This is a genomic window from Spirosoma lacussanchae, assembly GCF_005870035.1.
Classification (GTDB): Bacteria; Bacteroidota; Bacteroidia; order Cytophagales; family Spirosomataceae; genus Spirosoma; species Spirosoma lacussanchae.
In genome coordinates, this window is the sequence record NZ_SWJG01000001.1 from 1,881,842 (window position 1) to 1,894,061 (window position 12,220).

The window sequence follows — 12,220 nt, forward strand, 5'->3', positions numbered from 1 at the left end:
TGCTGATTACCTTTACCTGACTGGATACCTGCCGAGGTGATACCACTACTACTACTTGTACTTGCACACATGACTGAACCATTACCGGCTTCTGTTGCAGCCGATTCGGTTGCCGTAACCGTCCGGCATGACGATTCGCTGGTTTCCGTACCGCTGAATCGAACGGTTCGGCTCGATGTCATTCTGCCGCCTGGTCAGCAGGCTGGTGGGTTGTCAGCAGCACGCTGGCCGGTTCTGTTTCTAAACGATGGGCAGGATCTGCCTCAGCTGAACATGCAGGCCATACTGGATTCGCTGTACAAACAGCAGACTATCCGCCCGTTTGTGCTGGTGGCCATTCACGCAGGCGACCGGATTCAGGAATACGGTACAGCGGCTCAGGCCGATTACATGAAGCGGGGCAGTAAAGCGGCTATGTATACTGATTTTGTACTTACCGAACTGCTGCCATATGTCCGGAAACATTATCCGGTCAGTGCCGATCCGGCCGACAATGTATTTGCCGGCTTCTCGCTGGGTGGTCTGTCGGCTTTCGATATCGTGTTTCACCATCCTGATCGGTTTAGCAAAGCAGGCGTTTTTTCGGGCTCTTTCTGGTGGCGAAGCCGGGCGTTCGACGGGAGATACTCTGACGATACCGACCGCATCATGCACGCGCTCGTTCGGTCCGGATCGTATGCTAAAGGGCTGACGTTCTGGTTTGAAACGGGTACCGACGACGAAACCAGCGACCGAAATAACAACGGGATCATCGACTCGATTGACGACACGACCGATCTGATCGACGAACTGGTCAGGAAAGGCTACGACCGAAACCGGGACATCCGATACGTGGAGATTCAGGGTGGTCAGCATAACCAGGTGACCTGGAGCCGGATTATGCCCGATTTTCTGACGTGGGCGTTTGGCCGGTAAAACCGGACCCGGCGTTATTTCTGGCCGGTACGGCCATGCAGTATGTTGGTCCGGGCGCTATAACGACTGCCCGATTGACAGGTAAACCTATGAAACCCTTACGCCTGATGAATACGGTACTAGTTGCTCTTCTCCTGGCCTGCACGCGTCCTGATGATGCGCCGGCTGCTCTACCGCTGTCCCCGGCCGTGACGCCACCCACCAGCCAGACGGTGGCGCCAACAACCCGGAAACTGGTCTGGGCCGATGAGTTCTCGACTCCAGGTTTACCCGATTCAACCAAATGGGGGTACGAAGTAGGAGGCAACGGCTGGGGCAACAACGAACTGCAGTTTTATACCAGCAAACGGCCCGAGAACGCTCGGGTAGAGGGCGGTAAACTGATCATCGAAGCCCGTCGGGAAACCTGGGAAAACCGGAGCTATACCTCGGCCCGGCTGCTGACCCGGCCTACCCAGACCTGGACATACGGCCGGATCGAGGCCTATGCCAAACTGCCCAAAGGGCGCGGTACCTGGCCAGCCGTCTGGATGCTTGGCAAGAACATATCTACAGCGGGATGGCCCCGTTGTGGTGAGATCGATATCATGGAGCACGTTGGCTTTGATGAGGGTATGGTTCACGGGTCCATTCATTCCGAAAGCTACAACCACGTAAAAGGTACCCAGAAGACCAACAAGCTGAAGCTGGCCGACGTAGTCAATACGTTTCATCTGTACGCCATCGAGTGGACCGCTGATCAGATCGATTTCTACATTGATGATCAGCAGTATTACAGCGTGCCGCGGTCGGCGCTGGGAAACAGCGAAGCCCAGTGGCCATTCAATCAGCCGTTCTATCTGATCCTTAACGTAGCGGTGGGCGGTAACTGGGGTGGTCAGCAGGGCGTTGACGAGACCATCTGGCCGCAACGAATGGAAGTTGATTACGTGCGGGTTTACCAATAACACACTGGTTGGCTGAATGTTATGTAATTGGGTGTTACTTGCGACTAATCCGCATCTGAATCTGTGGATGAACCGTTTCACCCTATGCGCTGTGTTCTATGGCTCCTTACTATGCTGGCAACCGGGCTACACGTCCCGGTTTGCGCCCAGTTGCCAGCGTACCTGAAGTTTCCCCATTATACGACCGGCATTGGCCTGCCCAACGGGCAAATTACGGAGTTAAATCAGGACAGAGCGGGATTTCTGTGGGTAGCCGCGCGTTCAGGCATCAGCCGCTTCGATGGGCGGTTGTTTCGTAGCTATCGGTTGCCGGCATCGCCCCGCACCCGGCTTGCCGACGATACGCGACCGGTTTTCGCGACAGACGAGCGCGGTATGCTCTGGCTCCTAACCCAGCGTGGTCTCTATCGCTACGACGCCCGGCTGGACAGCCTCCTGGCGGTAGATACGCCCCTTAGCCACTGGCTAGTTCGGCCAGATATTCATTTGTTGCTCGACAAAAAGCGGCATTGCTTCTGGATGACCACATCGCGCGGGTTGTTTCGATATGACCTGCACACGGGTTGCACGTACCCGACCAGTATTAATCAGCTATTCAGGCCGTTTCGGGCGTTACTGACGGTTGATGACCAACTCGTCATTGCCGCTTCAGAAGGTGTTTATGTGTATGACCCCGCCCGGAACAGCCACTGGTTCGATACCATCGATGAAGATGGTAATGAACATTTTATCTCGGCCTTCATGGACACCGACGGACACATCTGGATGGGCCGCAACGGGCGGGGGCTGGTGCTGTTCGATCCTAAAACGAGACAGGTAACTCATTTCAAGCCGCCTACTACGCTGGTCCAGTCAAAGTTTATATCCATTCAGGACATTGCGACCGTGCCGGCTGTTACTGGCGACTCACTCTTGTGGCTGGCCACACATGATTTCGGTCTGCTGTTTTTCAACCGCCGAAACCGGCGGTTTGTCGGAAATTACGTAGCTCAGCCAGCTCTGATTCAGGGACTGCTTACTAATCAGATTGATCGTTTATTTACCGACCGGGAGGGGCGGCTTTGGCTGGCTAACCAGGCGCTGGTTCAATTTGACCCTGCCGACCAGGCCATGCATACCGAGCGGCTGAATATTCCGCCAATGAATCTACAGAACTCGATACCGAATCGGGAATACCCAGGCCGCCCCAGTTTCCCCGCAATATGCATCAGGTTTACATATACCAGTGGGGCCATGTGGACCGGCATCTGCGGCAAATTCGGAAGATCAAGCAGCATACCAATTACCCGAAGTAGTAGATTCTGACACCCGGTCTTATCAGTTGCTCAGAGCACAGCCCTGTTTGTTGACCAAACTGCCGACGTATCAACAAAAGGGCTGGGAACCAGACGCAGTTACGGGTTCACCGCATGCTAGTACGCCCTTTTGAGTTGTTGATTTCAAGGATTACAAACAGGTAAAAGGATACCTGAATCTGCCAGCCGATGTAGTTTCGCAGAAAGTTCGTAGGTTAACGTTTGAAGACTGACGTGGTGTACCAAACATCCGCATTGGCCTTCGGCCGTTTCACTTTATACGAACATTATGAAACTACGTTTACTGACCCTATGCTTCCTTGCTACGGCCTTATCGGCACGGGCGCAAACTACGTTCTCCGTCACATTCCCTGCTTCGCGGAGCCAGCAGCCACTCGATGGCCGGGTCCTGCTCATCCTGGCCAAGACTGCATCGCCCGAGCCCCGGCAGCAGGTAAGTGATGCGGTCGAAACAGCCCAGCTCTTTGGTGTCGATGTTAACGGACTCAAGCCCGGTCAGGGCGCGCTGGTTGACGCTACCGTATTTGGGTATCCCAAACGCAGCCTCCGCGGCCTGCCCACTGGTGATTATTACGTGCAGGCTGTATTACACAAGTACGAAACCTTCCAGATTAAGAACGGCCCCAACGGAACGCGCAATACCGTGAAATTGCCGATGGATCGGGGCGAAGGCCAGAACTGGCGAACGGCGCCGGGAAACCTGTTCAGCAAGCCGCAGAAAATAACCCTCAAAGCAGGCGGCAGGCAGACCGTTGCCGTTGTTATGGACCAAGTCAATCCGCCCATCGAAGAGCCTAAGGATACCAAATTCATAAAGCACATCAAGATCCAGAGTAAACGCCTGACTGAATTCTGGGGTCGTCCGATGTACCTCGGCGCCCATATCCTGCTGCCAGCCGGCTTCGACGAACACCCGGAAGCCCGCTACCCACTCGCTATTTTTCACGGTCATTTTCCCGACGATTTCAGCGGGTTCAGCGAAACACCACCCCCCGCCAATATGGATACAACCGACTACATTGAGCGGTTCAAGTTGCGGGGGTACAAGAAGATTGTGGCGCAGGAAGCCTACGACTTTTATAAAAAATGGACCAGTAAAGACTTTCCGCGGATGCTGATTGTCGAAATTCAGCATGCCAACCCGTATTATGACGATTCGTACGCGGTGAATTCCGAAAATCTGGGGCCATACGGCGATGCCATTATGTACGAACTCCTGCCCGAGATCGAAACCCGTTTTCGGGGAATAGGGCAGGGGTGGGCCCGGTTCACCTACGGCGGTAGCACGGGCGGCTGGGAAGCGCTGGCGGCTCAGGTATTCTATCCCGATGAGTTCAACGGTTGTTTTGCGGCCTGCCCCGACCCGATCAGTTTTGATGCCTATACGGTCTTCAATCTGTACAAAGACAAAAACGCCTACTATGCCGAAGGGCCTTTACGGCGTACACCCCGACCCAGCCAGCGCAACTACCTCGGACAGGTGAAGGTGACCATGGAAGAGACCAATCACCGTGAGCTAGCCCTTGGAACCAACTCCCGCTCCGGCGATCAGTTCGATATCTGGGAAGCGGTTTATTCGCCAGCTGCTCCATCGGGCTATCCCAAACGTATCTGGAATAAGCTGACCGGCGAAATAGACCCCAGCGTGGCCAGCTACTGGCGCGAGCATTTTGACCTGCTCCACATACTGAAACGGGACTGGAAAACACTGGGCCCGAAAGTGACCGGCAAAATCCATATCTACTGTGGAGATATGGACAACTACTACCTCAATAACGCGGTATACCTGATGGAAGACTTTCTGCAGAAGGTTCAGAACCCGCCAGCCCGCTCCGAGGTAGCCTATGGCGATCGGTTTGAACACTGCTGGAACGGTGATCCGAACGTCCCGAACTACATCAGTCGCCTACGCTACAACACGATGTACATCGATAAGATGCTGAAGCGAATGGAAGAGAACCACCCCGTAAACGCCGACCTCAAAAGCTGGCGATATTGAGTGAGTTATGAGTGATGAATGATGAGCGATGAGTTAACCCGCCACCGTGATCCGCCTGGATCACGGTGGCGAAATGTAAAATGAATGATGAATCGTGAATAATAAATATGTATTTCATCATTCATCATTCATCATTCATCATTCATCATCACAGTTTACTCAGAAACGCCATCGTATCGATACCGTCGGCGTAGTCGGTCAGGCCGGGGCGCTGGGTTCTACCGAAGGGAACACTGCCCGGGAGCCAGCCCTGCGCCGATGCAACCACCTGAATCTGGGATTTGTGGGCGTCGAGCCAGTCTCTGGCGTCGTCCTGGGTCTGGTAGGTGTGGTAATAGACGACCGATATGGGCGAAACCAGCGCATCGTTTTCGGTAACGAGCAGGTACCCATTGTCGTAATGAGGAACCCCGTTGATCAGATAAATCGACTTATTATAGTCGTAGTTATTCTGATACTTATGGTTGTCGAGGTACCGCTTGGCCAGCGGCTCCAGCGTTCGGAGCAGGGGCGTGAAGTCGTACCCTTCCGGCACCAGCAGCGTGGACACATTCCGACAGCCCAGACCGTAGTAGCCGGATAGGTCATGATCCAGTTTCAGCAACTCATCGTCGCTCTCTTCGCCAATCAACAGAGCAACCGAAGATCGGTTCTTGCGGATGATGTGCGGCTTGCTGGCAAAATAGTAGTCGAAGTAGCGCGCTGAATTATTACTACCCGTAGCGATATAAGCCTCGGCCGCGTTAAGCCGTTCTGCCTCGACGATCAAGGAATCAAAAGCTGGATTGAACTCCTTTATTTTTTGTATTAAATAATGGATAAGTACAAAATCTTGGCTGCTTAGTTTGGCCAGCAGGGTGTGGCCGCTCATCAGCACGCAAAGGAGGTCATGAAAGCCAACGGCCGGAATATTACCAGCCATCACGACGCCAACCTGTTTGGGAGAGTCGGGTTCTGGCCGGTACGAGCTAGCCCAGTCGGTTAGTTTCTGAGCTGTCAGAAATTCATCGGCAATGGCTGACAACGCGTTTAGTGAATTGGCTACGGTGAACCAGTTATTGCGGGCATGAGCCCGGTGGGCTATTTCGGTTAATTCGGGCTGAGCCTCGGCTGAGCGTAAAAAGTCACCGAGCGCTATGAACGTTTGCAGGCGTTCTGATTGAAGCATGTATGAAATAATCAAATGGAATACCCCATCAACCGAAGTGATTAAAATTTAGTTTGCCGCCAACCTTTAAATAGTTATATTTGTTGTCCAATTCAATAGTCTATACTTTTACCTCCAATAAATCTGTACTGCTCATGGCAATCATGATCACCGATGAGTGCATCAACTGTGGTGCCTGCGAACCCGAATGCCCCAATACAGCTATCTACGAAGGTGGTGTTGAATGGACGTGGGGTGGAGGGACCGAACTGACCGACGTCGATTTTGGTGATGGAACGGTCGTGAGCGGGAAAGCACCTCAGTCGCCTGTCTCCAACGAGTTCTATTACATCGTCAGCGATAAATGCACGGAGTGCATGGGTTTTCACGAAGAACCACAATGCGCTGCCGTTTGCCCCGTCGACTGTTGTGTTCCGGATCCTGAACACGTAGAAGATGAAGAAACGCTACTGGCTAAAAAGGCTTGGCTACATGCTGAAGCCTGATTAACGTCTAATTTTTTCGTAAATAAGAACCCGGCTACTAGGTAGCCGGGTTTTTTGTTTTGTCCAATTTTTAAGCTGTTGAGAACTTCCTTATCTACATTAATTTAAAATTTTATAATATTTGGCTTAAGGGGCTGTTGGCAAAATATTATGCAAGCATATTATTTCATCATATTTTCAGTATTAATGCTGGATTTATTAGAATATTTTAAACAAAATTGAGTAAAAACACGAAAATGACGTAATAATCTCACGCTATCTGTTGCATACGCTCATTTTTATCCTAAAATTTGTTCCCGAACAAACCACCATAAGGCCGCCCGGTCAGCAAAACAATCACTATGAAAAAAGCATTTTTACTTCTAAGTTCTTTGCTTTCATTTTATGGCGTCAGTGCCCAGGATTCCACATCTACTACGCCCGGTAAATTTACATTTTCAGGATACCTCGATACCTATTATATCGGCAACTTTAATAACCCGAAAAGTCAGTCCAACCTGGGCTTAAATGGCCAGGGTGTTGGTAACGCCCGTGCCTTCGATCAGCGGGCCGGTCAGTTCGGTATCGGGCTTATTCAGGCTAAAGCGACCTACACGTCCGACAAGGTTGATGCTGTAGCAGACATAGCCTTCGGCCCGTTTGCTGACTTGGGGAACTATGGTAACTACGTCGGCCCCCTTGGCCCTGGCTCATCATCGCTGGCCATCAAACAGGCTTATATCACCTTTAAAGCAACGCCCAAGCTGACATTCACTGCTGGTCAGTTCGGTACGCACATCGGGTATGAAGTAATTGACGCCCCGGTCAACTACAACTACTCGCTATCGAATCTTTTCAACAATGGTCCTTTCTACCACATTGGTCTGAAAGGACAGTATTCGTTCAGCGACCGCTCTTATTTAATGCTGGGCGTGGTCAACAACGTAGACAACCTGTTCGACAACAACAAAAAGAAGGGCCTTATCGGACAGTTCTTTTTCTCGCCGGTAGCGGGATGGAACGTCTACCTGAACGGGATCGTCTCCAATGAAGCTTCGCAGGACATTAACGGCACCTCAGCCGATAACGCCAGCTACGCGCTTTACGATTTGACAACCACCTACCAGATTACCTCCAAGTTTTTTGTTGGCCTGAATGCCGCAACGGGTACGCAGAAAGGCGATTTCCAGGGGTTTGGTGGACCGTCGGCCTCGACAAGCTGGAGTGGCGTGGCGTTCTATACGAACTATGCATTCACGGACAAATTTGGTCTGGGTGCCCGCTACGAAGTGTTTGACAACAAGAAAGGTGCCCGTGCACTGACCGACGCAGCGGGTAATGGAGCCAGCGTAAACTCGATCACGATAACGGGAAACATCACGGCCGCCGATGGTCATGTGTTGCTGAAGCCTGAGCTGCGCATCGATAGCTACTCAGCCGACAAGTTTGAGAAAAATGACGGCAGCCTGACACCCTCACAAACAACCTTGGGTATGGCCGCAATCTTTAAGTTCTAACTCTCTTTAGCAAACAAGTACAACAAAAACCCCTCCAATACAATGCAAAAACCTAACTACATCCCCCTTGCTATTCTGCTGATAATCAGCATAGCAGCCATCTTTATGCCGGCCGTTCCGACGCAGATCGTGACGGAAGGGATCAACTCGGGCGATACCGCCTGGATGCTTGTGGCCACGGCCCTCGTGCTATTGATGACACCCGGTCTGGCGTATTTCTACGGCGGCATGGTAAACAACAAGAACGTTATCTCAACCATGCTGCAGAGCTTCATTGCCATGGGCGCTATCAGCGTACTGTGGGTGGTTGTTGGCTTCAGCCTAGCGTTCGGAAGCTCGATCGGTGGCGTTGTTGGTAACCCGTTCGATCACTTCATGTTCCAGGGGGTTCTGGATGGTAAGCCCTGGTCGCTGGCCGCCAGCATCCCGCTCGTGGTATTTGCCTTCTTCCAGTTGAAGTTTGCCGTGATTACACCGGCCCTGGTAACGGGATCGATGGCAGAACGGATCAACTTCCGGTCGTACGTATTGTTCATGATTCTGTTCAGCCTGTTCGTGTACAGCCCGCTGGCGCACATGACCTGGCACCCTGAAGGCCTCCTGTTTAAGCGTGGTGTGCTTGACTTTGCCGGCGGTACGGTTGTTCACATGTCGGCAGGTTGGGCGGCTCTGGCAGGCGCTATCTACCTGAAGCGTCGGAAGTCGCACGTAGAAGCCAGTGTATTGCCTCCAGCTAACATTCCATTCGTGTTGCTCGGTACGGGTCTGCTGTGGTTCGGCTGGTTCGGATTCAACGCGGGTTCGGCCGTAGGGGCTTCTCCGCTGGCCGCTTCGGCTTTCGCTACCACCAACACGGCGGCTGCTGCGGCTGGTTTGGCCTGGGTACTTTTCGACGCGGCAAAAGGTAAGAAGGTGTCGGCGCTTGGTTTCTGTATCGGTGCTGTAGTAGGTCTGGTTGCTATCACCCCGGCTGCCGGCTTCGTAACCATTCCGACCGCTATCTTCATCGGTACGATCGGTGCGATGGTATCGAACTACGTAGCGCACCTGCGCTCGAAATCGACCCTGGACGATACGCTCGACGTGTTCCCCTGCCACGGTGTAGGCGGTATGGTCGGTATGATTATGACCGGTATTTTTGCCAGCAAAGGCGTAAACTCAGCCGTAACGGTTGAAGGACTGGCCTTTGGTGAAACAGGTCTCTTCATTGAGCACATGATTGCGCTGGTCCTGGTATCGGCCTTTGCTTTCGCCATGTCGTTCCTGCTCCTGAAAGTGACGGACCTGATTCTGCCGCTGCGCGTGTCGGAAGACGACGAGAAGCAGGGTCTGGACGTCAGCCAGCACGACGAATTCCTGATCGAAGCCTAATAGTTCTGCGGCATTCGGTTAACGGTTAACCGAATGCCATATACCGAACGATCAACAGAGCCACAGGCATCCTGTCTGGCCGAAATGTCCGACAGCTTTACTGTGGTTTTGTTGTACTCGTGGAGCCGCTCCCGCTTGGGGGCGGTTTCCTGTTTTTAGCCCTTCTGATAACAAAAAAGCCAGCTCACCTTAGAGCTGGCTTTTTTATGTCTGAAGAACCAGGCTTAGTTGATTTTCAGCACGGCCATAAAGGCTTCCTGCGGAATTTCAACGTTGCCGACCTGGCGCATTCGTTTCTTACCTTTTTTCTGCTTTTCGAGCAGTTTACGCTTTCGACTGATGTCGCCCCCGTAACATTTGGCCAGTACGTCTTTGCGTAAGGCACTCAGGGTTTCGCGGGCAATAATCTTCTGACCGATAGCGGCCTGAATGGCAATTTCGAACTGCTGGCGGGGAATGAGCTCGCGTAACTTTTCGCATAATTTCTTGCCCCACTCATACGACTTGGAGCGGTGAACAATGGCCGACAGCGCATCGACCTTATCGCCGTTGAGCATAACGTCGAGCTTCACCATATCTGACTCGCGGTTATCGATGAACTCGTAGTCGAGGGAGGCATACCCACGCGAGATGGTCTTGAGCTTATCGAAAAAGTCAAATACCACTTCGGCCAGGGGCATCTCGAACTGAAGTTCGACGCGGTCGGCGGTCAGGTAAACCTGATTTTTGAGTAAGCTTCGCTTATCCATGCACAAGCCCATGATTCCCCCGACATATTCGGCCTTCGTAATGATCTGCGCCCGGATAAACGGTTCCTCGATGTAGTCGATCAGGTTTGGCTCGGGCATTTCAGCCGGGGCAGATACCTGGAGTTCCTGGCCTTTTGTGGTCATTACCTCAAAACGCACCGACGGTACCGTGGTGATAACCGTCATATTGAATTCGCGCTCTAGCCGTTCCTGTACGATCTCCATGTGGAGCATACCCAGAAAGCCGCAACGGAATCCAAAGCCCAGAGCCGCCGACGTTTCGGGTTCCCACACCAGGGCGGCATCGTTGAGCTGCAGCTTTTCCATAGCATCGCGCAGGTCTTCGAATTCGCTAGTTTCTACCGGGTAGATGCCCGCAAACACCATGGGTTTGACCTCTGAGAACCCTTGTATAGCCGCGCTGGCTGGGTTGTCGAGGGTCGTGACGGTATCACCGACTTTAACTTCCTTGGCTACTTTGATCCCGGAAATCAGATACCCTACGTCGCCACACTCGATAACGTCTTTGGGTTCCTGCGTCAGCCGAAGGGTGCCAATCTCGTCTGCGGTATATTCTTTGCCGGTATTCATAAACTTAACCTTATCGCCCTTGCGGATACGGCCGTTCTTAACCCGGAAAATTACCTCGATACCCCGGTAGGAATTGAAATGCGAGTCGAAAATCAGCGCCTGCAGCGGACCAGCCGGTTCGCCTTTGGGGGCAGGAATCCGCTCTACAATGGCGGCCAGAATTTCTGGAACACCTATTCCTTCTTTACCCGATGCCGGAATAATTTCGTCCCGGTCGCACCCGAGCAGGTCGACCATTTCATCCTTGATCTCTTCGGGTCTGGCACCCGGCAGGTCGATCTTGTTCAGAACGGGGATGATGACCAGGTCATTGTTCAGGGCCAGATACAGGTTGGAGATTGTCTGAGCTTCGGTGCCCTGCGACGCATCCACCAGCAGCAGTGCTCCTTCGCAGGCGGCAATGGAGCGGGAGACTTCGTAGCTAAAATCGACATGGCCTGGTGTGTCGATGAGATTCAATGTATACAGCTCGCCATTATACATGTAATCCATCTGAATCGCGTGGCTTTTGATCGTGATACCACGTTCGCGCTCCAGATCCATATCGTCGAGCAGTTGGGCCTGCATATCGCGGGAGCCAACGGTTTTAGTGAATTCCAGCAACCGGTCGGCGAGGGTACTTTTACCGTGGTCGATGTGGGCAATAATGCAAAAGTTACGAATATGTTTCACGTTGGAAGAACGGAGAGGTCTTTACCTGTAAACTGCAAAATTAGGCAAAAAAGTCCGCGTTTGCGTTGGCCCGGAATGGGTATCAAAAAACAAACGCCGATCTCACGGAGACCGGCGTGTCTGATTACACTTCATCAACAAACTAAAACCAATCGAACGCCGACCCGAAGGTCTGAGCGCTGCGATGCTGTAGGAGGGGGACTCGAACCGCCCACGGTGCAGTTAGCCACAGTACAACTCTGGTGGTCAACCCCAGTCGCCCTTGCGGGCGGCATTATGCTGCGTTTATCCCTTATCACCACCCCCGAGACAGGAGGGCACGTCTGCCAATTTCGACACCCTACAGTGTGAGATTCAAAGACATCAAGAAGACCGGCGTGTGACCCCGCTCGATCAACTTGACAATGCAAAGATAGTACATACGAATGATTCGTTGCAAATTTTGCAGTAAAAATTCTCAAAATTTAGAAAAAATTTAGAATAATGGTATTTTTGTTGAGATTCATCAAAA

9 protein-coding genes are annotated in these 12,220 nt (G+C 52.4%); 7 read left to right on the forward strand and 2 right to left on the reverse strand.

The window, feature by feature from the left end:
- Window positions 1-69: 69 nt before the first annotated feature.
- From FBR45_RS07800 to FBR45_RS07815, 4 genes are all read left to right on the forward strand, one after another.
- Window positions 70-915 (forward strand): alpha/beta hydrolase, encoded by an 846-nt coding sequence (locus FBR45_RS07800; RefSeq protein ID WP_138500882.1) that lies wholly within the window; start codon window positions 70-72, stop codon window positions 913-915.
- Between the two features lie 89 nt (window positions 916-1,004).
- A complete protein-coding gene (locus tag FBR45_RS07805; protein WP_138500884.1) occupies window positions 1,005-1,862 on the forward strand; it encodes a glycoside hydrolase family 16 protein in 858 nt (285 codons plus the stop codon).
- An 84-nt stretch (window positions 1,863-1,946) separates the two neighbouring features.
- Window positions 1,947-3,167: a ligand-binding sensor domain-containing protein gene (locus tag FBR45_RS26335; RefSeq protein ID WP_171044851.1), complete on the forward strand. Its 1,221-nt coding sequence runs from the start codon at window positions 1,947-1,949 to the stop codon at window positions 3,165-3,167.
- Window positions 3,168-3,446: 279 nt separating this feature from the next.
- The gene (locus FBR45_RS07815; protein WP_138500887.1) at window positions 3,447-5,177 is read left to right on the forward strand and encodes a hypothetical protein; all 1,731 of its coding nucleotides are present in this window, start codon (window positions 3,447-3,449) and stop codon (window positions 5,175-5,177) included.
- 148 nt (window positions 5,178-5,325) lie between these two features.
- Here FBR45_RS07815 and FBR45_RS07820 read toward each other — a convergent pair whose 3' ends face one another.
- Window positions 5,326-6,345, reverse strand: a complete 1,020-nt coding sequence (locus FBR45_RS07820) for an acyl-CoA reductase (RefSeq protein WP_138500889.1) — start codon at window positions 6,343-6,345, stop codon at window positions 5,326-5,328.
- 134 nt (window positions 6,346-6,479) lie between these two features.
- Between FBR45_RS07820 and FBR45_RS07825 the strand changes: the two genes are divergently transcribed.
- The 3 genes from FBR45_RS07825 to FBR45_RS07835 all read left to right on the forward strand — a co-directional run bounded on the left by FBR45_RS07825 (window position 6,480) and on the right by FBR45_RS07835 (window position 9,697).
- Window positions 6,480-6,830, forward strand: coding sequence for a 4Fe-4S dicluster domain-containing protein (locus FBR45_RS07825; protein WP_077919998.1), 351 nt, complete (start codon window positions 6,480-6,482; stop codon window positions 6,828-6,830).
- A gap of 341 nt (window positions 6,831-7,171) precedes the next feature.
- Complete coding sequence (locus FBR45_RS07830) at window positions 7,172-8,326, forward strand: porin (protein ID WP_138500891.1); 1,155 nt, start codon at window positions 7,172-7,174, stop codon at window positions 8,324-8,326.
- A 42-nt stretch (window positions 8,327-8,368) separates the two neighbouring features.
- Entirely contained in the window at window positions 8,369-9,697 is a 1,329-nt protein-coding gene (locus FBR45_RS07835; protein ID WP_138500893.1) for an ammonium transporter, read from the forward strand.
- A 224-nt stretch (window positions 9,698-9,921) separates the two neighbouring features.
- Here FBR45_RS07835 and lepA read toward each other — a convergent pair whose 3' ends face one another.
- Window positions 9,922-11,709 (reverse strand): translation elongation factor 4, encoded by a 1,788-nt coding sequence (gene lepA, locus FBR45_RS07840; protein ID WP_138500895.1) that lies wholly within the window; start codon window positions 11,707-11,709, stop codon window positions 9,922-9,924.
- Between the last annotated feature and the right edge of the window lie 511 nt (window positions 11,710-12,220).

Coding starts and splice junctions, on each gene's coding strand:
- FBR45_RS07820 (WP_138500889.1), bottom strand. CDS start 6,345: ATGCTTCAATCAGAACGCCTGCAAACGTTCATAGCGCTCGGTGACTTT.
- FBR45_RS07830 (WP_138500891.1), top strand. CDS start 7,172: ATGAAAAAAGCATTTTTACTTCTAAGTTCTTTGCTTTCATTTTATGGC.
- FBR45_RS07815 (WP_138500887.1), top strand. CDS start 3,447: ATGAAACTACGTTTACTGACCCTATGCTTCCTTGCTACGGCCTTATCG.
- FBR45_RS07835 (WP_138500893.1), top strand. CDS start 8,369: ATGCAAAAACCTAACTACATCCCCCTTGCTATTCTGCTGATAATCAGC.
- FBR45_RS07800 (WP_138500882.1), top strand. CDS start 70: ATGACTGAACCATTACCGGCTTCTGTTGCAGCCGATTCGGTTGCCGTA.
- FBR45_RS07805 (WP_138500884.1), top strand. CDS start 1,005: ATGAAACCCTTACGCCTGATGAATACGGTACTAGTTGCTCTTCTCCTG.
- FBR45_RS07825 (WP_077919998.1), top strand. CDS start 6,480: ATGGCAATCATGATCACCGATGAGTGCATCAACTGTGGTGCCTGCGAA.
- FBR45_RS26335 (WP_171044851.1), top strand. CDS start 1,947: ATGCGCTGTGTTCTATGGCTCCTTACTATGCTGGCAACCGGGCTACAC.